The organism is Micromonospora sp. WMMD1076, from assembly GCF_029581475.1.
In the GTDB taxonomy this organism is placed as follows: Bacteria; Actinomycetota; Actinomycetes; order Mycobacteriales; family Micromonosporaceae; genus Micromonospora; species Micromonospora aurantiaca.
Window position 1 is genome coordinate 4,375,404 of record NZ_CP120862.1, and the last position, 25,391, is coordinate 4,400,794.

A 25,391-nucleotide genomic window follows, 5' to 3' on the forward strand; every position below is an offset into this window, starting at 1 on the left:
CTACCGGCCCACATGCTCGGCCACGAACGCGGCCAGCTCGCCCGGCGTCATCGCGCCCACCGCCGCGCCCACGTCGGCCAGCCGCTGGGCGGTGGCCCGGTCGTACACCGGGTCGGCCTCCTCGTCCAGCGCGGCCAGCGCCAGCACGTGCGTGCCCTGCTCGACGAGTTGCTTCACCGACCGGACCAGACGACCGGTGTCCCCGCCCTCGTAGAAGTCGGACACCAGCGCGACGATCGACCGGCGTGGGTTCTCCACGAGCTGCGCGCCGTACGCGACCGCGCGGGCGATGTCGGTGCCGCCGCCGAGCTGCACCTTCATCAGCAGTTCCACGGGATCGTCCACGTCGGAGGTCAGGTCGACCACCTCGGTGTCGAAGGCGACCAGGTGGGTCCGCACGCCTGGTAGCCCCCACAGGCAGGCGGCTGTCACCGCGGCGTGGATCACCGAGCCGAGCATCGAACCGGACTGGTCCACCAGCAGGATCACCTGCCAGCGGTCCAGGTGGCGGCGGGTTCGGGAGAAGAAGTGCGGCTGCCGGACGTGCAGCCGCCGCTCGTCCGGCCGCCAGTGCGCCAGGTTCGCCCGGATGGTGCGTCGTACGTCGAAGTTGCGGGCCTGCCGGAACCGGCTGGGGCGTCGCGCGCGGGGCCCGGAGAACGACTGCCGGACGTCGGCGGCCAGCCGCTCGACCAGTTGCCGCACCACCGCCTCGACCAGCCCGCGGGCCAGCCGCAGCACCTGGGGGTCCATCAGGTGCTTGGTGCGCAGCACCGCGCGCAGCAGCGCCGGGTTCGGCTCGACCCGGGCCAGCACCGCCGGGTCGGTGACGACCTCGTCGATGCCGTACCGCTCGACCGCGTCACGTTCCAGCCGCTGCACCGTCTCCTTCGGGAACAGCCGGGTGATCCCGTCCAGCCAGTCCACAGTCGTCAGCGCGGAGGGACCGGACCCGCCGCGCCGCACGTCGCGGCGGCCGAGTTCGGCGTCGCGCCCGTAGAGCCAGTCCAGCGCGGCGTCCCGGCCGGCCGCCTCGGCCGACAGGCCGCCCAGGCTGTCCTGCGCGGCGTCGCCGAGCACCAGCCGCCAGCGTTCCCGCATCGGGTCGCTCACGTCCCGTCCCCCTCCCACAGTCCTTCCCGGGCCAGCACCGCGTCGACCCGTTCCTCCACCGCGCGGGCGGTGGCCACCAGCAGCGGGTCCGCGCCCAGCCGAAGCAGGTCACCGGGCGGCGCGTCGCCGCCGTGCAGCGCCTGCACGTGCCGGGCCACCTCCGCCCGCTCGCGGGGCGGGAACCAGCCGAACGCCTGCCGCAACGCCGGCAGCGCCACCAGGAAGTCGTGCGCGCCCATCGAGGCGAGCAGTTCGTCCACGACTGTCAGCAGCGCCGCGTCGCCGGACACCACCTCCTCCCGGGCCAGCGCGAACAGCCCGCCCAGCCAGTCGCCGAGCGTGTCCGGCGCGGCGACGGCCCGGACCGCGCGGGCGGCGTCCGGCACCTCGCCCAGCGACCAGGCCAGGCCCAGCGCCGCGCCGCGCAGGTCCGGTGGGGCCGCCGGGTCGGCCGCCACCCGCCCGGACACGGCCAGCGCGCCGTCCCGGTCGAGCCCCAGCGCCGGGCCGGCGTGGCGGACCGCGTCCCGGACCGCGACGAGCGCGGTGAGCCGGCCCGGGTCGGCCGGAGCGGTCGTGGCGCGTACGCCCTCGACGAGCCAGAGCGCGCGGCGTACGGCGGCGGTGATCAGCGCGCCGAGCGGTGCGGTCCCGGCACTGCCGAGCAGCCGGTCGTGCCGCCACAGGGCCAGCGCCACGGCCAGCGCCCGGCCCAGCGCCCGCAGGTCGGTGACCACGCCGGTGGCGCGGGCGATCGCGGTGAGCGTCCGGGTGGAGTGCTCGGGCAGCCCGGCCAGCGCGGTGTCGAACAGCGTGGTGGCGAGCGCGTCGACGTCCGCGCCGAGCAACGTCACCCGCTCCTCGATCCGGGCGGTGACCGCGTCCAGAACGGTCGGCCCGTACCCGCCCGCCTCGATCACCCGGGCGAGCCGGTCCGCCGACGGCGCGGGCGACCAGCGTTCGGTGAGCAGCGCGTCCGCGCCCACCCGCGGGCCGCGCTCGCGGACGTGACCGGGTACGTCGAGCAGCCGCAGCCGGTGCAGCAGGCGGCTGCGGGCCAGGTCGCCGGCGACTGTCAGGTCCAGCTCGACCGCCTCGCGCGGATCGACCCGGTGCCGTTCCAGCTCGGCGTCGACGTCGTGCACGAGCGGCGGCAGCGGCGTGTCCGGGTGCAGGCGGCCCACCCGGTCGCCGCTGAGCGCGGCCACCATCTCCACCACCACCGGGTGGGCGCCGGGCGCCAGCGTGCCCCGGGTCGCCCATGGCAGCGGCTGGTCGAGGGCGTCGGTGACCAGCGCGGACACCAGCCCGTCGAGCACGTCGACCCGGCCCGGGTGGGCGTGGCCGCGCAGCCGGGCCAGGCCGCCGGCCATGCTCCGGGCGGCGATCAGGTCGGCGGTGGACACGGGCTGCCGCCGGGTACGCAGCCGGGCCGCCACCGCCTCGGTGAGCGCCTCCGCGGCCCGGCGCGGGCCGTCCTCCCAGACCCGCTGGTAGTACGCCGGTGAGGGCATGCCGGACTGGTAGCCGACGAACGCGTCGAGGCGCCGGAACGAGTACGGCACGAGGTAGCTGCCCGCCACCGCGTCCGGTGCCGGGGCGGGGACCTCCGGCCAGTCGTCCGGGTCGTCGATGCCCCGGCCGGTGCCGTCCGGGCCCTCGCTGTCCGGACCGGTGGTCAGCCGGACCAGGGCGGGACGGTGGAAGCCGCCGGTCACCACCAGCACCGGGCGGCCGGCGGCCCGGCGCCGGGCGGCGCGTACCCAGCGGGCCATGTACGCCTCCCGGGCGGCGTCGTCGGCCCCCGCCGCCGACTCGCCGCGCAGCACGTCGAAGTAGGTGTCCAGCCGCTCGGCCAGCCCGTCGTCCGGGCCGATCTCGAACAGGTGGTCCCAGAGCGCGTCCACGTTGTCCACGGCGAGCGTGGCGCACAGCCGGCGCACCGCCTCGGCGTACCGCTGGTCGGCGTCGGCGTACCGGTTGGCGCGGTCGGCCAGCGCGGGATGCCACGCGGGCAGGTCGATGAAGCGCAACTGCGCGCCCACCTCCCGGCCGGCGGTCAGCGCCACCCACTCCGGCGAGTACGCGCAGAACGGGCTCCAGGAGGAGTGCCGCCGCGTGCCGTCGCGGTACGCGGTGAACACGGCGATCGGCAACTCGTGGTCGAGCAGCAGCTCGTCCATCCGCCCGTTCAGGTCAGCCGGCCCCTCCACCAGCACGTACGCCGGGCGCAGCCGCGCGACAGTGGCGGCGACCAGCCGGGCGCAGGCCGGGCTGTGGTGCCGGACGCCGAGGAACGTGACGCCGCCGGGCGCCTCGACGGCGCTCACCCGGGCAGCAGGTGCCGGGCGTCGTGCACCGCCCGCCACTGCGCGCCGGAACGGCGGGACATCTGCTGCTCCAGGTAGCGGCGCAGCCGGGCCAGGTCCTCCGCGTCGTCCTTCGCGGCGGTGCCGGCCAGGCAGGCGACCAGGTCGGCGGCGTCGCCGGGCTCCCCGCGCAGGAACCAGCCGCGCAGCCCGACCGCGTGCGCCACCGACACCGCCTCCGCGGTGCTCATCACCGCCGACAGCCGCTCCATCGCGTCGCCGCGTTCCGTGATGCCGGTTCGCAGCTCCCGGAACGTGGTGACCAGTACCTCCAGCAGGTCCCGCCGGGGCGGCGCGGTCACGCCGGAGCGGCGCAGCAACTCGCCCGCCTCCGCCTCGACCAGTTCCAGCTCGGTGCCGAGGTCGGGGATCGGGAAGACGGTCTCGAAGTTGAACCGCCGCTTCAGGGCGGCGCTCATCTCGTTGACACCCCGGTCCCTGGTGTTCGCGGTGGCGATCACGTTGAAGCCCTCGCGGGCGAAAACCATGGCGTCGGCGCCGGGCAGCTCCGGAACGGCGAGCACGCGGTCCGACAGCGGGGAGAGCAGGCAGTCCTGCACCTCCAGCGGGCAGCGGGTGATCTCCTCGAAGCGGACCACCCGTCCCTCGGCCATGCCGCGCAGCAGCGGCGCCGGCACCAGCGCGCGCGGCGACGGGCCGTCCGCGACCAGTAGCGCGTAGTTCCACGAGTAGCGGATCTGGTCCTCGGTGGTGGCCGCGCCGCCCTGGATGGTCAGCGTCGAGTCGCCGCTGACAGCGGCGGCGAGCAGCTCCGACAGCAGCGACTTGGCGGTGCCCGGCTCGCCGACGAGCATCAGCCCGCGGCTGGTCGCCAGCGCCACCAGCGCCCGGTCGATCAGCGACGGGTCGCCGACGAACTTGCGCCGGATCCCGGCCGCCGGGTCGCCGAGGATGAACCGGCGCGCGGCGCGCAGGCTCAGCCGCCAGCCGGGCGGGCGCGGGTCACCGTCGTGGGCCGCCAGCGCCGCCAGCTCGTCGGCGTACCGCACCTCGGCCGGGGGCCGCTGGGCCCGCTCGGCGGCCGGGTCGAGCGCGGTCACCGGGTCACCTCTGCCAGGTCGCGCAGCACCTCGGAGACGGTGACGTCGTCCAGGTCACCGAGGCGGACCTTGCCGCCGCGCTGGAACCAGTCGCCGCGCGGCACGTCGTTCACCCAGATCGCCTCGATCTTCTGGTCCGGGAACATGTCCACCACCCCGACCGCGATGCCCGGATCCAGGTCGATCACCACGGCCCGGCCGCCGGGCGCCGTCCGCTCCAGCCAGGACTGGATGCCGGCGTCCTGCGGCATGCCGCGCCGCCAGTCCCGCCGCTCCAGGCTCAGCAGCCGCCCGGCCGGGACGGTGACGCCCATGTGCCGGCGCAGCAGCGCCTCCTCCCGCTCGGCCGCATCCAACCGGTACACCTCGCGGCCGAGCTGCGGGAAGGGCTGAAGGATCTCGTAGTCGGCGAAGACCTCCGCCCACGCGGTGACGTCCGCGCCGAGCCGCAACGGGTGCACGACGGTGACCGTGGCGTCGTCCGGCAGCGCGTACGTCTCGTCGTCGACGTCGGCGAGTGTCCGGTCCTCGGCGACCCGGAACGCGGTGACCACCTCGCCCGCGTCGTCCACAGTGGCCCAGACCAGCCGGCGGACGACGTGCCAGAGCAGCGGATGGGCCAGGAAGTAGCGGCGGAAGTCCGCGGCGGGCCAGCGCCGCCCGGTCACCATCGCCGTCTCGAAGCGGCGGATCTGGTCGGCGGCGAGCGTGCGCACGTCCTTCTTCAGTCCGGCGAAGCGCTTGTGGGCGGCGGGTGCCAGCGTCGCGTCGTCCCGGGCGCCGGGCTTGGGCAGGTCCTTGCGGCGGGCGCCCGCGCCGTCCGTCACGTACGGCTTGAGCTGCTCGTCGAAGCCGACTGTGAACCGGCGCGGCCCGTAGTCGAGGACCAGGCTGCCGTCGGCGTCCAGCCCGAGGTCGGGCACCAGCCGGTCGCCGAGCTGCTCAGGCGTCAGGCCCAGCCCGTCGGCGACCTCGGTGACCTTCCGCGCCGCCTGCTCCCGCAGGCCCCGGAACTTCACCTTCTGCGAGATGCCGTAGAGGTGCATCAGCGCCACGTCGGTGCCGATCTGCGCCAGCACCTCCAGGCCGGTCACGGCCCGGGTGTGCTGGCTCTCGCCGGGCCAGGCCCGCACCAGTGGCGCGAGCCGCCGCGCGGTCGAGTCGTCGCCGAGCAGCCCCAGCGCGGTGAACGCCCAGCCGTCCTTCGACGGCGCACCGGCGCTCTGCCAGCTCTCGAACAGCGCCCAGGCGAACTCCGCCAGGGAGTCGGTGTCGCACGCCGCGCGGACGACCTCCACCCCCGGGTACGGCTCGCCGGGCGAGGAGATGGCGAGCATCGTGCAGAGGTGACGGACCGCCTCGGCGGGCAGCGCGGCGAGGCGGTCCCGCAGCAGCACCTGCGGCAGCACCGCCGGGTCCAGCCACGCCGGCAGGCTCGGCATCCGGGCCGGGAGCTGGGCCAGCGGGTCGGCGTCGAGCATCACCGTGGCCGCGGCGAGCGCCTCCTCGCCGTGCTCCCGGGCCACACCGAGGAGCACGGCGCGGTGCTCCGCGGCGACCAGGCGCAACGCCCGCTCGGCGGCCCGGCGGCGCGGGCCGGGCGTGCCCAGGGCCGCAGGCAGCAGCGCCCGCGTGGCGTACTCCGGATGCCGCCGCAGCCAGGCCCGGGCGATCGGGCGGACCGACTTGAGCCGGTCGAGCCAGTCGGCCATCAGGGCGGCGACCTCACCGTCGGCGTACGGCAGCAGCACCTCGCCGACGCTCTTCGGCGCGCTGCGGGCCAGGTGCAGCGCGGTGGGCAGCGCGTCCAGTTCGTACCGGCCGGCGAGGCGAAGCATCCACCGGTCGGCACCCCAGGACTCGTCGGGCCGCCAGGACGGCAGCAGCGGCCGGGCCAGATCCTCGGTGGCCCGGACGAAGAAGTGGATCGCCGCGTACGATCCGGCCCGCCCGGCGGCGACCTCGGCCGCCAGCACGCGCAGGTCGTCACCCCGCCAGTAGCCGGCCCACCCGGGCACGATCGCGGCCCACCGCTCCCGCTCCCCCGGCAGCCAGGCCGTCGCGGACCCGGCGGGACGGTCCAGCCCGCCCACCACCGGCGGGCTGGACCGTGGGCGCCGGACCGTCCAGGGCGGCGTCACCAGCACCGGCGGCAGCCGGTCCGGCCCGGCCACCGGCAGCGCTGACGCGTCGTCGCGGATCCGCTCGGCCCGCTCCCGCTGCGCCGGGTCGAGCATCGGCAGCGCCGCCTCGACGGCGGCCGGGTTGGCCAGCACGTGCGCGCGCAGCAACGTGGCGGCCTCCCGCGCGGCCGGGCTGCGCCCCGCCGAGGCGGCGGCCAGCAGGCGCACACCGCGCACCGGGAAGCGGCGCAGCATCTCCGTCACCGCGGGCGGGACGTACTTACGGTCCAGCCGGTCGAGCAGCGCCGTCATCGGCTCGTCACCGGGCAGGGCGGCCAGCAGTGACACCAGCCGCTGCCGCGCGTCCGCGCCTACGTGCTCGTCGTCGAACCACCCGGCCAGCACGGGCGCGATCGGTGGCCCGACCGCCGCGGTGGCGGTGACGATCGGCGCCTGGTCGTACATCAGCCGGTAGACCTGCAGGTGCCCGGCGAGGTCGTGGATCGCGTCCACGTCGTCGACCGCGCCGAGCAGCAGTTCCGCGAGCAGCGGACCTCCTTCGCGCGCCACGTCGGCGACGTCCCGGACCACCCACTCCCGCTCGGTCGGCAGCAGGAACGAGGTGACCGCCCGCGCCGCCAGCGGCCCGGAGCGGTACGGGACCAGGGCGGCGCGGGCCGCTGCGTAGTCGGCCTCGCGGGCCGCCGCGAGATGCGCGCGGACCCGGCGCAGCACCCACTGGCGCAGGCGCCAGTGGCCGTAGTTGTGCGCCTTGTTCACCTCGGCCCGGCCGAGCGAGAGCGGAGACGTCGACCCGGTGGCCGCCACGGTGATCTGCTCGGTCGCGGCGACCGCCGCGCCGGCCGGGCCGAGATCGGCGACCAGCAGGTCGGCGAGGGCTACCCCCTGCTGGTCGCGCGCGTGATAGCCGAGCGCCACGGCCACCGCTGCCACCAGCGCGGCACCGCCCAGCGGACCGGGGTCGCCGTCGAGGTAGCCGCGCAGCGCCGGGCCCAGCTCCGGATCGCTCGCGGCCCGTGCGGTGGCGGCGACCGGTGCGGCCACCGAGTCCAGCACCTTGCGGCCGGCGGCGCGGCCCTTCGCGGCGCTCGGCAGGCCCGGGCCTGGTGCGCCACCCCGGCGCGGGACCAGCGTCCGCCGCCAGCCGGCGGGCACCTCGAACGCGTCCTCGTCCGGCAGTTCCCCGGCGGGCGACGTGGCCGACGGCGTCCCGGCCGGACCGGCACCGGCCGCTTCCGGGTCGTGGCTCGGCGTGGCCGGCTCGACCGCGGTTGTTCCGGTGCGCCCGGCGGAGGACGCGGCTGTCGTCTCGGCGTACCCCTTGCGCAGTTTCTCCGCGATCAGCCGGTCGGCGTGCGCGGCGGCCTCGGCCGGCGAGCCCAGTTCCTTGGCCTGTGTGCGGCTCTGAGCGCCGATGGATCCATAGCGGACCGTCACCGTCGCGTCGCGCTGCCCGACCTCCCAGAACTTGGCCGAACCGCCGCCCACGAACTCGAATCTGCGCACACCGTCTCCTTGATCGCCCGCAGTGTGCGGGGACCATAACCGGCCCCACCGACACCCGCGACACCGCCGGGCGCGTCCACGCCGCGCTCGCCGCCGCGGCGAGCGGCTTCCTGCTCAAGGCCGTGACGCCGGAACACCTGGTGGCGGCCGTACGCATGGTCCAGGACCGTGACGCGCTGCTCGCACCCGCCATCACCCGCCGGCTGGTGCGGCGCTTCGCCCGCCGCGACCCGCAGACGTGCTCAGGTGATCAGCAGCGCCCCGACGACGATCAGCGGCACCGAGACGAACAGGAAGATGCCGACGCCGGTGAGCACCCGCCCACCGCCCCCGTCCTCCCGCTCGGGTGCCAGGCCGAACGTGGAGCGGGCGGGCAGCATGCCGATACGGCTCAACGTGAGATCGCCGGTCATCCCGATCACGGCGCCGACGATCATGAACGCCACCCCCAGCCGGTGCGTGAAACCGCCGCCGCCGACCGCCACCCAGATGCCGACCGCCGCCGCGATCACCACGGCGGCGATCAGGAAGAGCACCAGCGCCTCCCGCAGACCCCGCACCACCGTCGCCATGTGCGCCTCCCTCGGACCCGGGCCGTCCGTCCCGCGTCGTGGGACATTGTGCCGGGTCGATGCACGACCGCGCAGTCCCGCGCCTGGCCCGTGCGGCACGGTTATCCCCGGTCGAGCCCGGGTACCGGGAGCCGCATGGCGGAGTTGGCATCGCTCTGGATCGTCCGGCACGGCGAGAGCACGGCGAACGTGGCGGCCACGGCGGCCGAGACGTCCGGCGCCGAGCTGATCGACCTCACCCACCGGGACGCGGACGTGCCGCTGTCGCCGACCGGCGAGGAGCAGGCGCGGGCGACCGGGCGCTGGCTGGCCGGGCTGCCGGAATCGAGGCGGCCGGACGTGGCGGTGGTGTCGCCGTACCTGCGGGCGGTGCGGACCGCCGAGCTGGCGCTCGGCGGCACCGGGATCCCGACGAGCGTCGACGAGCGGCTGCGCGACCGGGAGCTGGGCGTCCTCGACGGGCTCACCGCCCACGGCGTGACCCGGCGCTACCCGGAGGAGGCGCAGCGGCGTACCCGGCTCGGCAAGTTCTACTACCGGCCGCCCGGCGGCGAGTCCTGGACCGACGTGGCGCTGCGGCTGCGGACGCTGCTCGGCGACCTGCGCCGCGACCACGAGGGGGGCCGGGTGCTGCTGTTCGGCCACGACGCGCTGGTGTTCCTGCTGCGCTACCTGGTGGAGGGGCTCACCGAGGCGGACCTGATGGCGCTGACCCGCGAGCAGGTGATCGCCAACTGCTCGGTCACCGCCTGGCACGCCGACGACGCCGGCCGGCTCGTGCCGGAGGCGTTCAACGACGTCGCCCACCTGCACCGGCAGGGGGCGCAGCCCACCAGGGAGGACGAGGTCAATGCCGAGCCGGTCTGACGTGATCACCCCCGCGCTGCTGCGGGAGTGGGCGCTGCCGGTGCCCACCGGCGGCAAGGAGGCGCGCGGCACCGTGCTGGTGGTCGGCGGCTCCCGGTTCACCCCCGGCGCGGTGCTGCTGGCCGGCGTGGCCGCACTGCGGGCCGGCGCCGGCGTGCTCCAGCTCGCCGCGGCCGAGTCGACGGCCGCGTCGCTGAGCATCCAGGTGCCGGAGGCACTCGTGATCGGCCTGCCGGAGACCGGCGACGGCGCAGTCCGCGGCGACCCGGGCGACCTGCTCCGCGGCCTGGTCACCGAGGCCGACGTGGTGGCGGTCGGACCCGGCCTGACGGACATCGGGGCCACCGGGGAGCTGCTGCGCCTGGTCCTGGACGCGGCCGGCCGGGAGACCGCGCTGGTGCTCGACGCGTACGCGCTCGGCGCGCTCAGCCACGCGCCGGACCTGCTGGCCGGGTCCGGCCGCAGGGTGGTGCTCACCCCCAACCTGACCGAGGCGCGGCACCTGCTGGGTCGCGATCCGGGCGACGACCTGGACGTCGAGGCGGTGGAGCTGGCCGGCCGGTACGACGCGGTCGTGTCGCTGTACGGGCACATCGCGACGTCGGACGGCCGGGCCTGGCGCGAGGAGAGCGGGGACGCCGGACTGGGCACCTCGGGCAGCGGCGACGTGCGGGCCGGACTGCTCGCGGGGCTGCTCTCCCGGGGCGCCGACCCGGCGCAGGCGGCCTGCTGGGCGGCGTTCGCGCACGCGGTGAGCGGGCAGCGGCTGGTCCCCCGGTACGGGCGGATCGGCTTCCTGGCCCGGGAGCTGCTGGACGAGATCCCCTACACGATCGCCACCGTCTGACGATCCAGGTCACCGGGCGGCCGCGCGCTCGATCGCCGCGTCCTCGGCGGCGACCACCACGTCGTACCCGTGCTCGGCGAACTGGACCGCCACCCCGCAGGTCCCGGCCGGGCCGGTAGGATCGGCGCGGGCCGTGACTGGCGCGTGGAGATGGAGCACCATCGGGGAGCGGCCTCGTCATGAGGACGCATGCCGAGCGCCTGGGCCTTCCGCACGTCACCTGGAGGTCGCATGTCGCGCAACGCCGAGTCCACCGCCTTCCGCAGCGCGCTGGAGGTCGTCCGCGGCGTCGAGCCGCGCGTGGCCGACGCCATCGCCGCGGAACTGGCCGACCAGCGCGAGTCGCTCAAGCTCATCGCCAGCGAGAACTACGCGTCCCCGGCGACGCTGCTGGCGATGGGCAACTGGTTCAGCGACAAGTACGCCGAGGGCACTGTCGGGCGCCGGTTCTACGCCGGCTGCCAGAACGTCGACACCGTCGAGGCGCTCGCCGCCGAGCACGCCCGGGAGCTGTTCGGCGCGTCCCACGCGTACGTGCAGCCGCACTCGGGCATCGACGCCAACCTGGTCGCGTTCTGGGCGGTCCTGGCCGACCGGGTCGAATCCCCCGCGCTGCGCAAGGCGCAGGCGCGGCAGGTCAACGACCTCACCGAGGCCGACTGGTTCGCGCTGCGCCGCGAGCTGGGCAACCAGCGGATGCTCGGCATGTCGCTGGACGCCGGTGGGCACCTCACCCACGGCTTCCGGCCGAACATCTCCGGCAAGATGTTCGACCAGCGCAGCTACGGCACCGACCCGGCCACCGGCCTGATCGACTACGACCGGGTGGCCGAGGCGGCCCGCGAGTTCAAGCCGCTGATCCTGGTCGCCGGTTACTCCGCGTACCCGCGGAAGGTCAACTTCCGGATCATGCGGGAGATCGCCGACTCGGTCGGCGCCACGTTCATGGTCGACATGGCCCACTTCGCCGGGCTGGTCGCCGGCAAGGTGTTCACCGGCGACTTCGACCCGGTGCCGCACGCGCACATCGTCACCACCACCACGCACAAGTCGCTGCGCGGCCCGCGCGGCGGCATGGTGCTCTGCGGGCCGGAGCTGGCCGACCAGGTCGACCGGGGCTGCCCGATGGTGCTCGGCGGGCCGCTGCCGCACGTGATGGCCGCCAAGGCGGTCGCGCTGGCCGAGGCGCGCCGCCCCGACTTCGCCGACTACGCCCAGCGGATCGTGGACAACGCGCAGGCGCTGGCCGACGGGCTGCTGCGCCGGGGCGCGACGCTGGTCACCGGCGGCACCGACAACCACCTGGTGCTCATCGACGTGTCCGGGTACGGCCTCACCGGCCGGCAGGCCGAGCAGGCGCTGCTGGACTCGGGCATCGTCACCAACCGCAACTCGGTGCCGCAGGACCCGAACGGCGCCTGGTACACCTCCGGCATCCGCATCGGCACCCCGGCGCTGACCACCCGGGGCCTCGGCGCCGCCGAGATGGACGCCACCGCCGAGCTGATCCACACCGTGCTCAGCCGGACCACGCCCGGCACCGGCCCGGACGGCGCCGGATCGAAGGCGAAGTACGTGCTGGACCCGGCCGTCGCCGAGTCCGTCGGCAAGCAGGCCGCCGACCTGCTCACGCCGTTCCCGCTCTACCCGGCGGTCGACCTGGGCTGAGCGCCCGGCCGACACGAAGCGGCACCCCGGGAGAAGGAGTCTCCCGGGGTGCCGGCGGTTCACGGGTCAGCGCAGCGGGCGCTTCAGGTGGTAGCGGTGCACCTCGGTGCTGCCCTGCACGTTGTTCACGTCCTCGGCGGCGGAGACCAGCTCCCAGCCCTCCCGGCCGACCCGGTTGAGGTGCGCGATCGCGGTGTCGCCGTATGCGGTCACGTCGGTGCGTGACCCGTCCGGGCCGTACCACACGAACGAGACGTGGAAATTGCGACCCTGACCCTGATACCGACGAACGAGCAACGCGTACTCCCAGGCAACCATTCGTCCATTATCAACAGAGGAACGGCGTCAGGAAACACGCACTGTGCCGGAACCCTGACACTCCGGCGTCACTCCGGCGGCCATGGTGTCCGTGACCAGCGCGGCGAGCCGGTCCAGACCCAGGTCGATCGACTCCGGTGTGACAGCGCTCACCGACAGCCGCAGCGCGCCGACCGGCGTGCCCGCGTCGTAGAAGTGCGCCATCGGGGTCCAGAGCACGCCGTACTCACGCGCCGAGCGGTGCAGCAGCGCGTCGTCGACGGCGAACGGCACGCTCACCACCACGAAGAACCCGCCCGCCGGCACGGTCCACGAGACCGGCCCGCCGGCCGGGAAGCGCCGGGCCAGGCCGTCGACCAGGTGACGCAGGTTGCGGGCGTACGCGGCCCGCTCCCTGACGTTCGCGGCCACCAGCGAGCAGTCGTGCGCCAGCAGCGCCCCGCCGATCACCGCCTGGCTGATCGGCGACGTGTTCACAGTGACCATGCTCTTGATCTTCGCGAGGTGGTCGGCGAACGGGACCACAGTGCCGTCGGCCCCGCCCACACGCTGGTCGGCGACCACGTAGCCGACCCGGGCGCCGGGCAGCACGGTCTTGGCGAACGAGCCGAGGTAGACCACCCGGCGGGCGGTGTCCAGCGCCTTGAGCGTGGGCCGCCGCTCGGTGCCGTCGGCCGGGAACAGGCCGTACGGGTTGTCCTCGATGAGCAGCAGGTCCTCCTCGGCGGCCAGCTCCAGCAGCCGCCGCCGCTGCGCGGTGTCCATGCTGACGCCGGACGGGTTGGCGAAGTCGGGCATCACGTAGCAGCCCCGGGGCCGCAGCCCCTCCGCGCGGGCCCGGCGCACCCCGGCGCGCAGGTCGGCCAGGTCGACGCCGTCCGGCCCGCCGGCCACCGGCCGCACCGGCAGGTCGACCAGGCGGGCCGCGCCGGTGAGCCCGACGTAGGTGGGCGCGACAGCGAACAGCACGTCGGCCGGGCCGGTCCGCAGCGCGCGCAGCACCAGGAACATCGCCTCCTGGCAGCCGACGGTCACCACTATCGACTCCGGGTCGACCGTGAGCCCCTCGTCCACGGCGAGGTGCCGGGCGATCAGGTGGTGCACGATGCCCTTGGTCCGGCCGTACTGCAGCAGCGTCCGGTCCACGCCGGCCCGGTCCAGCCCGACGTCCTCGGCCAGGTGGCGGCGGAAGCGGTCCAGGTGCGTGTGCAGCAGCGCGGAGTCGAAGAACTCCTCGTACGGCCGCCCGGCTGCCAGCGACACCGCGTCCGGGTAGTGCTGCGCCACCTCGTTGAGGAAGTTCATCGAGTTCAGCGCCGGGTCGCCGACGCTGCCGTGCAGCGCCGAGACGGCCAGGTCGACGGGTTCCACGTTCAGCCTCCGATCCGGGTACGCAGCCGCCGGGCCGAGGCCGGGTCGGGGCAGCCGCTGAGGATGAGCGCGTCGCGCAACTCCGCCGCGAGCAGCGCCAGCGCCGCCTCGGCGCCGGCCCGGCCGCCCGCCGCCAGCGCCCAGAGCAGCGGCCGGCCCAGCAGCACGCCGTCCGCGCCGAGCGCCAGCGCGCGCAGCACGTCGACGCCGCCGCGGACGCCGCTGTCCAGCAGCACCGCGCACCGCTGGTCGACCGCCTCGACCACCTCGGGCAGCATGGCCGCGCTGGCCGGGGCGGCGTCGAGCTGCCGTCCGCCGTGGTTGGAGACCACCACGGCGTCGGCGCCGGCGTCCGCCGCGCGGACCGCGTCGCGCGGGTCCAGGATGCCCTTGACCAGCAACGGCACCCGGGTACGCTCCCGCAGCCACTCCAGGTCCGCCCAGCTCAGCGCCGGGGCGAACACCGCACCGGTGTGCACCGCCACCGCCGAGACGCCGGGCGTGCCCTGATGCGCCAGGTCGTCCCGGCCGTCGGGCAGGTTCGCGGCGGTGACGTGCGGCGGCAGCGCGAAGCCGTTGCGGGCGTCGCGCAGGCGCCGCCCGAGCACCGGCACGTCCACGGTCACCATCACCGCCGCGCAGCCGGCCGCCGCCGCCCGGTCGAGCAGGTCGGCCACCAGCGCCCGGTCGCGCAGCCAGTAGAGCTGGAACCACACCGTCGCGCCGGTCGCCGCGATCTCCTCGATCGGGGTGCTGGACAGCGTGCTCGCCACGTACGGCACGCCCGCCGCCCGGGCCGCCGCCGCCAGCGCCGGCTCGCCGTCGGGGTGCAGCAGCCGCTGGTACGCCATCGGCGCGACAGCCACCGGCAACGCGGCCCGGCCGCCGGGCAGCGTCGCCTCGGTGGACGGGTCGTCCACCCCGGCCAGCATCCGGGGCAGCACCGCCACCCGGTCCAGCGCGGCCCGGTTCGCCGCCAGGGCGGTCTCGGTGCCGCTGCCGCCGTCGACGAAGTCCCACACGTCGGCCGGCAGGACCGCCCGGGCGAGCGCGGCGAACTCGGCCAGGCTCGCCGGGGGCACGAACCCGTCCGCCCGGTCAGCCATGGCCGGCACCCGTCGCCGCCCGGGCGTGCGCCGGGTCGAGCCCGAACGTGCGGCGCAGGAAGGCGGCGGCGCGCTCCTGGGCCAGCCGGCCGGCGTCGAACACACCGGGCATGGCGAAGAACCCGTGCACCATGCCCGGGTAGTCGTCCGTCTCGGTGGGCACACCGGACTCGCGCAGCCGCGCCGCGTACCGCAGGCCCTCGTCGCGCAGCGGATCGTGCCCGGCCGTGATCACGAACGCCGGTGGCAGGCCGGACAGGTCCTCGGCGAGCAGCGGAGACGCGAGCGGGTGGGCCGCGTCACCGGGGTCGGTGAGGTAGTGGCCGCGGTACCAGCCGACCGAGTGCCTGTTGAACAGCATCGGATCCTCGTCGTCGCCCGGCCGGTGCCCGGGCCGCTGGTCGGTGTTCGGGTAGACCAGCAACTGGGCGGCGAGCCGGGGACCGCCGTCGGCGCGGGCCAGCAGCGTGACCGCGGCGGCCAGGTTCCCGCCCGCGCTGTCCCCGCCGACAGCCAGCCGGTCCGGGTCGACGCGGAACTCGGCGGCGTGCGCGGCGAGGTGACGCAGCGCGGCGTGGCAGTCCTCCACCGCCGCCGGGAACGGGTGCTCCGGGGCGAGCCGGTAGCCGACGGTCACGGTCTGGACGGCGGCCAGGTTGACCAGCCGCCGGCAGATCCCGTCGGCCGTGTCGACGCTGCCGAGCGTCCAGCCGCCGCCGAAGAAGTAGACGAGCGTGGGCAGCGGTCCGTCGCCGTCCGGCCGGTGGATCCGCACCGGCAGCGGCCCGGCCGGGCCGGGCACCGTCGTGTCGCGTACCTCCGCGACCGGCTCGACCGCGCCGGAGCCGGCGCGGATCGCGGCGAGGTCGGCGGCGCGGGCCTCGGCGAGGGTCTGGGTGTAGAGCGGCACGGTGCCGGCGGCGGCCCTCGCGGCCCGCCACGCGGCCACCTGCGGATCGAGTGTCATCCGGCCTCCCCTGTGGTGACGAAGAGTTTGTCGATACCGCGCAGGAAAAGGCTCCCGCTGTACGTGTAGGGCTGGGTGACGGCGAGCCGGGGGAAGCGCGCGAACAGTCGCGGCAACGCCAGCCGGCCCTCCAGCCGGGACACCGCCGAGCCGAGACAGAAGTGCAGCCCGACGCCGAATGCCAGCGACGGCGGGCCGTCGCGGCGCGGGTCGAAGCGGTCCGGGTCGGGGAACCGGCCCGGGTCGCGGTTGGCGGCGGCGATCAGCAGCAGCACGTTGTCGTCGCGGTCGATCGGCACCCCGCCGAGGTCGACGCCTGCGGGCGCGGAGCGGGCCAGGAAGTGCACCGGGCTCTCCATCCGCAGCACCTCCTCCACACAGCCCCGGGCGAGTTCGTCGTCGCCGGGCAGCGCGGCGGTGACGTCCGGGTGCTCCAGCAGCAACGGAAGGCCGTTGCTGAACATGTAGACGGTGGTGACGAAGCTGGCGTTGAACAGCACGATCAGATTGCTGATCAACTCCTCCTCGGTGAGGTCGACGCCGCCCGCGTCGAGCACCTCGGCCAGCCCGCTGATCAGGTCGTGGCCGGGCGTACGGCGCCGGTGGGCGATCAGGTCCCGGTAGTAGACGCGCAGCTCCTCGGCGGCCTGGTTGGCCCGGGCCAGCCGCTCCGGCGTCTTGCCGGACACGTCCATGTACTCGTCGATCCAGTCGACCCGCTGCCGGTACCAGGACAGGTCCGCCGCGGGCAGGCCGATGAACTCGGCCATCACCAGCGCCGGGACCGGGTACGCGAAGTCGGCCACGAAGTCCACCTCGTGGCCGTCCGCGCCCACCTCCGCCATGTGGTCCAGGCGTTCGGCGACGATCCGCTCGATCACCGGCTCCAGCGCGCCGAGGCGGCGCGGGGTGAACGTCTTGGCGAACACGGCGCGCATCCGGGTGTGGTCCGGCGGGTTGACGAACATCATCGAGGTGAGGAACGTCCGCAGGATCTCCTGCTCCTCCCAGCCGGGCGGGAAGCCCTTGTACCAGCCGGGATCACGCAGGATCTGGTCCACCACGTCGTACCCGCCGGCCACCGCGCTCACGGTGCTGTGCTCGGCCCGCGCCGGAACGGCGTTGATCGGCCCGTGCTCGTGCAGGGCCGCGTAGAAGGGATAGGGGTTCTGCCGGCCCTGCTCGCTGTAGAGGCCGGTCAGGATCTCGCTGACGTCCACTGTCTCTTCCTCCCCAGGAAACGGCGGCGGGGGCGGCGTCGTGTCGACCGCCGCCCCCGCCCGGTGTCACAGTCCGAGCAGCTTCAGTGGCACGGCGTTCGCCATCGCCGCGGCGCCCGTGTCGTTCGGGTGGATGTGGTCACCCGAGTCGTACGCCGGCAGCAGCCGGCTCGGCTGGGCCGGATCCCGCATCACCGCGTCGAAGTCGACGACGCCGTCGAACTCGGCCCGGCCCGGCCCGCGCAGCCAGGTGTTGACGGCCTGCCGGGTGGCGTCCTTCTCCGGGGTCCACACGCCCGGCCCGCCGTTGCCCTCGTACGGCATGAGCGTGCCGGCGATGCTGGTCAGGCCGCGCGCCTGGACCTGCCGGTTGAGCTGGCGCAGCGTGGCGATGATCGCCTCGGGGCTGTCGCCGTTCATCCAGATGTCGTTGATGCCCAGGTGGGTGATGACGGTCCGCACCCCGGTCTGCGGGAACACGTCCTCGTTGAGCCGGGCCAGCGCGTTCGGGCCCAGCTCGTAGTAGCCGGGGAAACCGCCCGCACCGGGCTCGGTGCCCTCGTGGTTGAGCCGGTTGCCGGCCAGGCTGAGGTTGAGCACACCCGGGGTACGCGGCTCCGGGCGGGCGTCGATCAGCCGCTTGGCCAGCAGGTCCGGCCAGCGGCGGTCGGCATTGACGGTGCTGCCGTTGCCGTCGGCGATCGAGTCGCCCAGCACCACCACCGAACCGGGCGTGACCCTGCGTTCCACGTCGATGCCGGACAGGGAACATCCAGCAGCAGTTGGGCCGGATGGTGAAGCCGGCGCCGTCGGCCGCCGAGGTGAGGTCGGTGGCGCCGATGAAGTTGGTGACCCGGGACTGGCCGTGGAACGTCACCGGCCCGGTGAGCACCGGGAAGTACAGGGTGACCACGAGGTCCTCCTGCTCGGCCACCGGGAAGGCCACCGGGTCGCTGAGCAGCTCGGCGCCCTTGCTGATGGTCGCCGAGCCCGCGCCGGAGAACGTCAGCTGGCGGACGGTCGCCGGGACGATGTCGGACAGGTCGTCGGGAGTGGCGGTGTTCGGCCGGGCGATCGTGGCGCGGCCGACCTGGACGGCCTGCTGGCCGTACAGGTTGGTCAGCCGCACCCGCAGGCGCGGCCCGCCCACCGAGGTCTGCACGGTCATCCGGATGCTCTGGTTGTTCAGGCCGGTCTCGGTCAGGCCCACGTTGTTCCCGCGGGTCACCGCCGCGGCCCAGGTTCCGGCCCACTCGGCGCGCCCATGCCCGGCGCGGTCGTTCCCGGTCGGGCCGGCGCTCGCGGTGACCGCCGGGGTGGCGGCGATCAGCAGCGTTACGGCGGAAGCTATGACGTGCCATCTCTTCGGGGTCGGCATCGATCCTCCATGGTCGGCAGTCCCGGGCGTGACGCGGTCGGCGGCACCGGCCCGGGCGATGGACCGGAAACTAGCTTCCGGCCGTGACGAGCGTCAATCAACCTGATCGACATGATCAAATGCCCGGGGGACGTGACGCAGCGACGATCGGCTCTGTCCGGCGTGGACCGCGGCTGCCTAGGCTCGGGACTGGCGGCGGTGCGGTCGCCGACCCTGGCACCTGCCGTCATGTCCCGGCCCCGACCTGGCCGGATGCCGCTCGCGGACCATGATGGGGGCTGCCCGATGACCGACCGGCCGAACTACGTGCACGAGGCGCTGGAGCTGTTCGCCGGGTTCGGCGACCGGGAGGCGCTCGTCGGCGGCGGACGCCGCCTCACCTACCCCCAGGTCGCCGCCGAGGTGCGCGGCCTGGCCGCCGCGTTGCGCCACCACGGGGTACGCCCCGGCGCGGCGGTGCTGGTGATGCTCGGCAACACGGTCGAGGGTCCGCTGCTGCAACTGGCCCTGCACCTGCTGGGCTGCCGGAGCATGTGGGTGGCACCGGTGACCTCCCGGCGGGAGGTCGACGAGTTCGTCGCGCTGTCCGCGCCGGAGGCGTTCGTGTACGACCCGCGTGACGCGCAGGCGGTGGAGGTCGCGGCGGGCCTGTCCGGCGTACCGGTGCTCTGCCTCGGACCCGGCGGCGCCGGACCGGACCTGACCGCCGGGGCCGCCGGGCCGGCCGCGGAGCCGCCCGCCGAGGTACCGGCGCCGGAGTCGTTCCTGCAGACCAGCGGCACCACCGGCACGCCGAAGCTGGTGCACCACCGGGAGGGCTTCTACCGGCAGGTGCTCGCGCTCGCCGCCGACTTCCGGGGCGCCGGGTTCCCGCTGCTGCGGCACCTGTCGCACTCCCCGATGTGGCTCGCCAGCGGCCAGATCACCACGTTGTTCAACCTGTTCACCGGCGGCGTGCTGTTCCTGCGCGAACAGTGGGATCCGGCCGCGTTCGTCGCCACGGTGGACGCCGAACGCCTGACCTCCACGTTCGTCACCCCGCCCATGCTCTACGAGGTGCTCGACCACCCCGACCTGCCGGGCGCCGACTTCTCCGCGATGTTCATGTTCAACGTGGGCGCCGGGCCCGCCGCGCCGGCCCGGCTGCGCCAGGCCATCGCCCGCTTCGGCCCGTGCCTGCGCATCGTGTACGGGCTCAGCGAGGCGGTGGTCGTCTGCGCGCTGCCGGGGCTCACCGAGGACCCGGAGCACCCGGAGCGGCTGCGGTCCTGCGGCCGCCCGTACGGCGACGTGTCGGTGGAGATCCGCGACGCCGGCGGCCGGGTGCTGCCGGCCGGCGAGGACGGCGAGGTCTGGGTGCGCACCGAGCTGAGCTTCGCCGGCTACCACGGCCAGCCGGAGCTGACCGCCGAGACGCTGGTCGACGGGTGGGTCCGCACCCGCGACATCGGGCACCTCGACGCCGACGGCTACCTCTACCTGGTCGACCGGTTACAGGACCGGATCCTCACCCGGCAGCGCAGCTGGCCGATCTACTCCCGCCCGATCGAGGACGTGCTCGCCGGCCACCCCGAGGTACGCGCCGCCGCCGTCATCGGCGTACCGGACCCGGTGGCCGGGGAGCTGCCGCACGCGTACGTGGTGCTCGCGCCGGGCGCGTCGGTGACCGGCGAGGAGCTGATCGCGCTCGTGGTCCGGGAGCTGAGCGAGACCTGGGCGCCCGGCGCCGTGGAGTTCGTCGACGCGCTGCCGCTGAACCGGTCCGCGAAGGTGGACAAGCGGGCGTTGCGGGCCCGGTACGCGGCCGGTCACCCGGCCGGCGCCGACCCGATCGGCAGTCCGGCGTGAACCCGCGCCGGGAGTTGTACACCCTGGTCGGCGCCGACCTGCTGTCCAACCTCGGCACCCGGATCTCGGTGGTCGCCATCCCCTGGCTCGTGCTGGAGACCACCGGCAGCCCCACCAAGATGGGGCTCGTCGCGGCGGCGGAGACGCTCCCGTACATGCTCTCCAGCGCGCTCGCGACACCGTGGGCGGACCGGTTCGGGGTACGCCGTACCTCGGTGTTCGTGGACGCGGCGAGCGCCGCCGCGATGGCCGTGGTGGCGCTGGCGCCCTGGCTCGGGTTCGGCACGCTGCTGGTGCTCGTGGCGATCGCCGGCGGGCTGCGCGGCATCGGCGACCGGGTCAAGCACGTGCTGTTCAAACCCGCGGCCGAGCGGGCCGGGGTGCCGCTGATCCGGCTCACCAGCGCCTACGACGGCCTGGCCCGGGGCATGACGCTGTTCGGCGCGGTGCTCGGCGGGCTGCTCATCGACTGGGTCGGGCTGACCCGGGCCATCTGGATCGACGCGGCCACGTTCGCGGTCTGCGCGCTGCTGATCGGCGTGCTGGTCCGGCCGCCCGCACCGGCGCAACCGGCGCCCCGGGAGCCGTACCTGCGGGCGCTGCGCGGCGGCTTCGCGTACCTGCGCACCGACCGGACGCTGATGACCATGCTGATCGTGGTGTCGGTCTCCAACATGTTCGCCAACGCCAGCGTCGCGGTGTGGATCCCGCTGTGGGTCAACGAGGTGCTCGGCGACCCGGCCGGGTTCGGTCTGCTTCTCGGCGTGTTCTCGGCCGGCGCCCTGCTGGGCAACCTGCTGTTCACTGTGGTCGGCACCCGGTTGCCGGCCGGGACCACGTTCGCGCTGGGGCTGACGCTCAGCGGCGCGCCCCGGCTGCTCGCGCTGGCGCTCAGCGACGACCTGGTCGTGGTGCTCGTGGTGACGTTCCTGTCCGGCATCGGCATCGCGGCGGTGAACCCGCTGCTCGGCGCCGCGCTCTACCAGCGGGTGCCGGGCGAGTTGCAGACCCGGGTGCTGGGCATCTCCGGATCGGTGGCGTTCCTCGGCCTGCCCGTCGGCGCGCTGCTCGGCGGCTGGTCGGTGGCGCTGCTCGACCTGACCCCGGCGCTGCTGGTGATGTCGGTGGTCTGCCTGGTGCTGACCGTCGGGCCACTGCTGCTGAGCCGCTCGTCCCGGCGCCCGGCCACGGAACCGGCAACGCCCACGCCGGTCTGAGCCCGCCGGTCCGGGCCGCGGTGCCGGGGGTCGGCGGTAGGGTCGGGGCCATGGCGACCTGGGAAGACGTGCGGCGCGTCGCGCTGGCCCTGCCCGAGACCACCGAACGACCCACGTACGACCAGGCGCCCGCCTGGCGCGTCCGCGACAAGGCGTTCGTCTGGGAACGGCCGCTGCGGCGCGGCGAACTCGATGCGCTCGGCGATGCCGCGCCGGACGGCCCGATCCTCGGCGCGCGGGTGCCCGACCTGGGCGCCAAGGAGGCGCTGATCGCCGACGACCCGGCTGTCTACTTCACCACGCCGCACTTCGACGGATATCCGGCGGTGCTCGTCCGGCTCGACCGGATCGACGTGGACGAGCTGACCGAGCTGGTCACCGAGGCGTGGTACGCGCGCGCCCCGAAGCGGCTCGCCACCACGCACCGGGCGGAGAACGCGTGACCGGCCCGGTGGAGGCGATCGTGTTCGACATGGACGGCACGCTCGTCGAGTCGCACGCGGTGGTGCCCGCGGCGTACCGGGCGGCGGTGCGGGCCGGCGGCGGCCCGTCGTACACCGACGCCGAGGTCATCGCCGGCTACTCGACCGGCTCCCCGGCGGACCTGCTGACGCACCTGCTGCGACGGCCCGCCTCCGGCGAGGACCTGGACCGTTATCACACCGAGCTGGATGCGCTGGCCGGCCGGGTACGCGTCTACCCCGGCGTCGCCGACGCGCTCGCCGAGATCGCCGCCCGGGTGCCGGTCGGCGTGTTCACCGGCGCGAGCCACCGGGCCGCCGAGATCCTGCTCGACCGGGCGGGCCTGCTCGGTCACTTCGAGGTCGTCCTCGGCGGGGACCAGGTCGACCGCCCCAAACCGGCGCCCGACGGCGTGGAGGCGGCCTGCCGCCGGCTCGGCGTGCCACCCGGCCGCGCCGCGTACGTGGGTGACTCACCACTCGACGTACGCGCCGCCCGGCACAGCGGCGCGGTAGCGGTCGCTGCCGTGTGGGGTCACCAGTACGACCCCGACGAGCCCGCCGACCTCAGCCTGAGCCGGCCCGGGGAGCTGCTGGCCCTGCTGCCCTGAGCACGGCGGTCACCGCCTGCTCGGGCGAACCGGCGTGGACCGGACCGGGCTCGGTGCCGTCGCCGGGACGTATCCCGATCACCAGCCCGGAACGCGCCCGTACGCCCGCCGCCACGGCGGCCATCACCCCGCCGCCCCCGCCGCAGAGCACAGTGACCCCGCGCTCGGCCAGCAGTTCACCCACCCGCCGCGCGGCCGCCGTCTCGTCCTCGGTCGCCGCCTCCGGGCCGCACACCGCCACCTGCATCCGCATCCCTCCATTCCGGAGGCCGCTCACGTCCTTGTCGCGCCGCCACGCCGCCCTCTCCTCCTTCACGCGGCGCGGCCCACCCTTCTCCCCGGTCACACGGTGCGGCTGATCTGCTATTCCCCGCACGTGGCGCGGAAGGACCTCTTCCCGTTCACACGGCACAGCCCGCCCCTTTCCAGCTCACACCGGCAGCGCCGCAGTGCCGCTCCCCGACTGTCGCGGTGCCGCTGGCCGCCGCAGGCCCCCTTTTCCCGCTCACGTGGCTCGGCTAGCCTGCCGGGCATGCCATCGACGTTGACCGAGGCGACCGATCCGTGGTGCCTTCGACCGGGAGAGGCCGCCGAGCTGCTGCGCGGGCATCCGTGGCGGCGGTTCGTGGTGCTGGGCGACAGCGTCGCGGAAGGACTGTGCGAGCCGGCCGACGGCTATCCGGATCTCCAGTGGGCCGACCGGATCGCGGCCGAGCTGCGCGCGGTCCGGCCGGAGCTGGCCTACCTGAACCTGGGCCGGCGCGGGTTGCGCGCGCACGAGGTCCGGGCGACCCAGCTCGCCGACGCGCTGGCCTTCGGACCGGACCTGGCCCTTGTGGTGTGCGGCGGCAACGATGCGTTCCGGTCCGCCTACGACCCGGACGCGGTCGACGCCGAGCTGACCGCCATGGTCACCGCGTTGCGGGAGGCGGGGGCGGACGTCATCACCGTGGGCATGTTCGACGTGTCGCACAGCCCGGCGGTGCCGGACGCGCTGCGCACGGGCCTGGGCGAACGGATGCGCCGCCTGTCCCGGCACACTCGGGGCGTGGCCGAGCGGCTGGGCACGCTGCACGTCCACCTGACCGACCATCCGCTGGTGGCCGACCCGTCGCTGTACAGCAGCGACGGCCGACACGGCAGCGCCCGCAGTGACGCGGTGGCGACCGCCGAAACCCTCCGAGTCCTCTCCACCCACCTCCCCCACCCCTGACCCACTCCCCCGACGCGGCCCCGCCCCCACTGCCCGGCCCGGCCCGGCGAGGCCCGGCCCGGCGATCATGAAGTTGACGGCGCTGGGCGTCCAATTTGTCCCCGCCAACTTCATGATCAGCGGGATCAGGGGGCACAGGTGGGCCGACCTACGGCCCGGATCCGTCCGGGGGCGGGACGGGGGGTCAGTCGGTTAGGAGGATGCCGGTCAGGAGGACGCCTCGGGCCAGGTTCAGGATCTCGTCGCAACCGGGGTAACCCACCCGCGCGAGCGCGCCGGATCCGGTGCGGTCGAACAGGTACGGGGCGAGGCTGTACGGGACGTCGGCGGTGACCGTCTCGCCGGTCTCGATCTGCACGAAGTCCATCGCCACCCGGTCCGCCTCGTGGTAGCGCTGCAGGATGTTGCCGCCCTCGGCGATCGCGGCGCGTACCCCGTCCGCCCACGCCACGGCTGTCATCTCCCGGCCGATCAGCACGCCGTGCCCGGCCGATCCGCCGGCCGGCTTGGCGACCAGGTCGGCCTGTTCGGCGAGCGCCCGGTCGAACTGGTCGGCGGTCAGCGCCACGGTGTGCGGCACGTACCGGCGGATCAGCGTCCGGTCGTCCTCCGGCAGCAGGTCCAGGTCGTCCCAGAGCCAGGCGTAGTTCAGCTTGTTGCTGAGCAGCCAGGCGGCGCTGCTGACGAACATCGGCAGCGTGCCCGCGGCGAGCGCGCCGGCCACCGCGTCCAGCCCGGCGCTGGGCGTGACCCGGTTGGGCACGAACAGCCGGAACAGGGCGTCCACCGGGGCGCCGCCCACGACCAGCCGGTTCTGCCCGTCCAAGGTGGCGGTGGCGACCGGGGCGATGACCAGGTCGATGCCGAACGGGCGGGCCTGGCCGATCAGCGGGGACAGGATCCGGATGAACGTCTCCGGGTCGTCCAGCCCCGGGTAGTCGGCGTCGAAGTCCATCAGCAGCGCCACCCGGGCGCCGTCGGGCAGCCCGAGCGTGTCCCGGATGGCCACGAACCGCTGGTCCAGCAGGGACGGCGCGGGCCGGACGCCGTCGAGCAGGTCGTGCGCGCGGTACAACTCGGCGTACCGCTGGATCACGGTGTCGGCGTCGAAGCCACCGCCGAGGCTGCTGTCGATGTTGTACTCCACGATGCACGGCACGCCGCCGGAGAACAGCACGTCCGGCCGGTACGCGGCGAGCAGCCCCTCGTGCAGTTCCTCGTCCGGGTCGAGCAGCCGGGTCTCGCCGTCCGGCACGTCGAGCAGCAGGCGCAGCTCCCCGGCGGTCCGGGCGCGGCGCCGGCAGGCCTCCAGGATGAGCTGGGCGATGCGGTCGCACACCTCGTTCAGCTCGCGGAACGCGCCGGCGGTGAAGACGGGCGGGCGGGCCAGCCGCCACTGCTTGTTGTACGTGGCCCGGCCGTGGAAGACCTTCTCCCAGGCGGCGGCGCCGGTGGTCACCATCGCGGTACGGGTGGACTCGGGCAGGTCGGTCCACGCCCGGCCGAGCGGCGGCCACGTGTAGTTCGGGTCCAT

General features: G+C 74.8%; 21 protein-coding genes, 2 pseudogenes and 1 riboswitch. Of the genes and pseudogenes, 9 read left to right on the forward strand and 14 right to left on the reverse strand.

Translation table 11 applies throughout. The features are described from left to right. Genes O7622_RS20830 through O7622_RS20845 form a run of 4 tightly spaced genes read right to left on the reverse strand, consistent with a single transcriptional unit; the run spans position 1 to position 8,193 of the window. A complete protein-coding gene (locus O7622_RS20830; protein WP_282309847.1) occupies positions 1-1,113 on the reverse strand; it encodes a VWA domain-containing protein in 1,113 nt (370 codons plus the stop codon). Further along, a complete protein-coding gene (locus O7622_RS20835; RefSeq protein ID WP_282309848.1) occupies positions 1,110-3,443 on the reverse strand; it encodes a DUF5682 family protein in 2,334 nt (777 codons plus the stop codon). The genes O7622_RS20830 and O7622_RS20835 overlap by 4 nt, the downstream gene beginning before the upstream one ends. After that, positions 3,440-4,543: an AAA family ATPase gene (locus O7622_RS20840; protein ID WP_282309849.1), complete on the reverse strand. Its 1,104-nt coding sequence runs from the start codon at positions 4,541-4,543 to the stop codon at positions 3,440-3,442. Before O7622_RS20840 ends, O7622_RS20835 begins: the two co-directional genes overlap by 4 nt. Continuing rightward, the gene (locus O7622_RS20845) at positions 4,540-8,193 is read right to left on the reverse strand and encodes a DUF4132 domain-containing protein (RefSeq protein ID WP_282309850.1); all 3,654 of its coding nucleotides are present in this window, start codon (positions 8,191-8,193) and stop codon (positions 4,540-4,542) included. Before O7622_RS20845 ends, O7622_RS20840 begins: the two co-directional genes overlap by 4 nt. A 74-nt stretch (positions 8,194-8,267) precedes the next feature. On the opposite strand from O7622_RS20845, the pseudogene O7622_RS20850 reads away from it, so the two are divergent. Then, positions 8,268-8,411, forward strand: a pseudogene (locus O7622_RS20850) (DNA-binding response regulator); the annotation flags it as partial. Between the two features lie 24 nt (positions 8,412-8,435). On the opposite strand, the gene O7622_RS20855 reads toward O7622_RS20850, so the two are convergent. After that, the gene (locus O7622_RS20855) at positions 8,436-8,765 is read right to left on the reverse strand and encodes a hypothetical protein (protein WP_282314190.1); all 330 of its coding nucleotides are present in this window, start codon (positions 8,763-8,765) and stop codon (positions 8,436-8,438) included. A gap of 135 nt (positions 8,766-8,900) precedes the next feature. Here O7622_RS20855 and O7622_RS20860 point away from each other — a divergent pair, with 135 nt between their 5' ends. After that, positions 8,901-9,632, forward strand: a complete 732-nt coding sequence (locus O7622_RS20860) for a histidine phosphatase family protein (RefSeq protein WP_282314191.1) — start codon at positions 8,901-8,903, stop codon at positions 9,630-9,632. Then, positions 9,616-10,479 (forward strand): NAD(P)H-hydrate dehydratase, encoded by an 864-nt coding sequence (locus tag O7622_RS20865; protein ID WP_282309851.1) that lies wholly within the window; start codon positions 9,616-9,618, stop codon positions 10,477-10,479. Before O7622_RS20860 ends, O7622_RS20865 begins: the two co-directional genes overlap by 17 nt. A gap of 9 nt (positions 10,480-10,488) precedes the next feature. On the opposite strand, the gene O7622_RS20870 is transcribed toward O7622_RS20865, so the two are convergent. Next, on the reverse strand, positions 10,489-10,641 hold the full coding sequence (locus O7622_RS20870; RefSeq protein ID WP_282309852.1) for a hypothetical protein: 153 nt from the start codon (positions 10,639-10,641) through the stop codon (positions 10,489-10,491). Then, positions 10,603-10,692: riboswitch (ZMP/ZTP riboswitch) on the forward strand. It overlaps the preceding gene by 39 nt. 18 nt (positions 10,693-10,710) lie before the next feature. On the opposite strand from O7622_RS20870, the gene O7622_RS20875 reads away from it, so the two are divergent. Then, positions 10,711-12,147: a glycine hydroxymethyltransferase gene (locus tag O7622_RS20875; RefSeq protein WP_282309853.1), complete on the forward strand. Its 1,437-nt coding sequence runs from the start codon at positions 10,711-10,713 to the stop codon at positions 12,145-12,147. 66 nt (positions 12,148-12,213) lie between these two features. Here the strand turns inward: O7622_RS20875 and O7622_RS20880 are convergent, their stop codons facing one another. The 6 genes and pseudogenes from O7622_RS20880 to O7622_RS20905 form a co-directional block, all read right to left on the reverse strand. Beyond that, on the reverse strand, positions 12,214-12,465 hold the full coding sequence (locus O7622_RS20880) for a hypothetical protein (RefSeq protein WP_013286617.1): 252 nt from the start codon (positions 12,463-12,465) through the stop codon (positions 12,214-12,216). 27 nt (positions 12,466-12,492) lie between these two features. After that, complete coding sequence (locus tag O7622_RS20885; RefSeq protein ID WP_282309854.1) at positions 12,493-13,836, reverse strand: PLP-dependent aminotransferase family protein; 1,344 nt, start codon at positions 13,834-13,836, stop codon at positions 12,493-12,495. 2 nt (positions 13,837-13,838) lie between these two features. Further along, positions 13,839-14,942 (reverse strand): alpha-hydroxy acid oxidase, encoded by a 1,104-nt coding sequence (locus O7622_RS20890; RefSeq protein ID WP_282309855.1) that lies wholly within the window; start codon positions 14,940-14,942, stop codon positions 13,839-13,841. Beyond that, positions 14,935-15,909 (reverse strand): alpha/beta hydrolase, encoded by a 975-nt coding sequence (locus O7622_RS20895; protein ID WP_282309856.1) that lies wholly within the window; start codon positions 15,907-15,909, stop codon positions 14,935-14,937. Before O7622_RS20895 ends, O7622_RS20890 begins: the two co-directional genes overlap by 8 nt. Continuing rightward, positions 15,906-17,129, reverse strand: a complete 1,224-nt coding sequence (locus O7622_RS20900; protein ID WP_282309857.1) for a cytochrome P450 — start codon at positions 17,127-17,129, stop codon at positions 15,906-15,908. Before O7622_RS20900 ends, O7622_RS20895 begins: the two co-directional genes overlap by 4 nt. Positions 17,130-17,195: 66 nt before the next feature. Continuing rightward, positions 17,196-18,480, reverse strand: a pseudogene (locus tag O7622_RS20905) (SGNH/GDSL hydrolase family protein). Between the two features lie 312 nt (positions 18,481-18,792). Here O7622_RS20905 and O7622_RS20910 point away from each other — a divergent pair. Genes O7622_RS20910 through O7622_RS20925 form a run of 4 tightly spaced genes read left to right on the forward strand, consistent with a single transcriptional unit; the run spans position 18,793 to position 22,644 of the window. Then, positions 18,793-20,355 carry an AMP-binding protein gene (locus O7622_RS20910; protein WP_282309858.1) on the forward strand — a complete coding sequence of 521 codons (1,563 nt, stop codon included), beginning with the start codon at positions 18,793-18,795 and terminating at the stop codon, positions 20,353-20,355. Beyond that, complete coding sequence (locus O7622_RS20915) at positions 20,352-21,572, forward strand: MFS transporter (RefSeq protein ID WP_282309859.1); 1,221 nt, start codon at positions 20,352-20,354, stop codon at positions 21,570-21,572. The genes O7622_RS20910 and O7622_RS20915 overlap by 4 nt, the downstream gene beginning before the upstream one ends. A gap of 50 nt (positions 21,573-21,622) precedes the next feature. Beyond that, positions 21,623-22,015 carry an MmcQ/YjbR family DNA-binding protein gene (locus O7622_RS20920; RefSeq protein WP_282309860.1) on the forward strand — a complete coding sequence of 131 codons (393 nt, stop codon included), beginning with the start codon at positions 21,623-21,625 and terminating at the stop codon, positions 22,013-22,015. Continuing rightward, the gene (locus tag O7622_RS20925; protein ID WP_282309861.1) at positions 22,012-22,644 is read left to right on the forward strand and encodes an HAD family hydrolase; all 633 of its coding nucleotides are present in this window, start codon (positions 22,012-22,014) and stop codon (positions 22,642-22,644) included. Before O7622_RS20920 ends, O7622_RS20925 begins: the two co-directional genes overlap by 4 nt. On the opposite strand, the gene O7622_RS20930 is transcribed toward O7622_RS20925, so the two are convergent. Then, positions 22,601-22,960, reverse strand: coding sequence for a hypothetical protein (locus O7622_RS20930; protein ID WP_282309862.1), 360 nt, complete (start codon positions 22,958-22,960; stop codon positions 22,601-22,603). The genes O7622_RS20925 and O7622_RS20930 overlap by 44 nt on opposite strands. Before the next feature lie 216 nt (positions 22,961-23,176). Here O7622_RS20930 and O7622_RS20935 point away from each other — a divergent pair, with 216 nt between their 5' ends. Beyond that, complete coding sequence (locus O7622_RS20935; RefSeq protein WP_282309863.1) at positions 23,177-23,857, forward strand: SGNH/GDSL hydrolase family protein; 681 nt, start codon at positions 23,177-23,179, stop codon at positions 23,855-23,857. A 184-nt stretch (positions 23,858-24,041) separates the two neighbouring features. On the opposite strand, the gene O7622_RS20940 is transcribed toward O7622_RS20935, so the two are convergent. Further along, complete coding sequence (locus tag O7622_RS20940) at positions 24,042-25,391, reverse strand: hypothetical protein (protein WP_282309864.1); 1,350 nt, start codon at positions 25,389-25,391, stop codon at positions 24,042-24,044.

Excerpts from the sequence above, each read along its gene's own strand:
- O7622_RS20855 (WP_282314190.1), bottom strand. The coding sequence starts at position 8,765 with ATGGCGACGGTGGTGCGGGGTCTGCGGGAGGCGCTGGTGCTCTTCCTG.
- O7622_RS20860 (WP_282314191.1), top strand. The coding sequence starts at position 8,901 with ATGGCGGAGTTGGCATCGCTCTGGATCGTCCGGCACGGCGAGAGCACG.
- O7622_RS20865 (WP_282309851.1), top strand. The coding sequence starts at position 9,616 with ATGCCGAGCCGGTCTGACGTGATCACCCCCGCGCTGCTGCGGGAGTGG.
- O7622_RS20870 (WP_282309852.1), bottom strand. The coding sequence starts at position 10,641 with ATGGTGCTCCATCTCCACGCGCCAGTCACGGCCCGCGCCGATCCTACC.
- O7622_RS20875 (WP_282309853.1), top strand. The coding sequence starts at position 10,711 with ATGTCGCGCAACGCCGAGTCCACCGCCTTCCGCAGCGCGCTGGAGGTC.
- O7622_RS20880 (WP_013286617.1), bottom strand. The coding sequence starts at position 12,465 with ATGGTTGCCTGGGAGTACGCGTTGCTCGTTCGTCGGTATCAGGGTCAG.
- O7622_RS20890 (WP_282309855.1), bottom strand. The coding sequence starts at position 14,942 with ATGGCTGACCGGGCGGACGGGTTCGTGCCCCCGGCGAGCCTGGCCGAG.
- O7622_RS20895 (WP_282309856.1), bottom strand. The coding sequence starts at position 15,909 with ATGACACTCGATCCGCAGGTGGCCGCGTGGCGGGCCGCGAGGGCCGCC.
- O7622_RS20910 (WP_282309858.1), top strand. The coding sequence starts at position 18,793 with ATGACCGACCGGCCGAACTACGTGCACGAGGCGCTGGAGCTGTTCGCC.
- O7622_RS20920 (WP_282309860.1), top strand. The coding sequence starts at position 21,623 with ATGGCGACCTGGGAAGACGTGCGGCGCGTCGCGCTGGCCCTGCCCGAG.
- O7622_RS20935 (WP_282309863.1), top strand. The coding sequence starts at position 23,177 with ATGCCATCGACGTTGACCGAGGCGACCGATCCGTGGTGCCTTCGACCG.
- O7622_RS20940 (WP_282309864.1), bottom strand. The coding sequence starts at position 25,391 with ATGGACCCGAACTACACGTGGCCGCCGCTCGGCCGGGCGTGGACCGAC.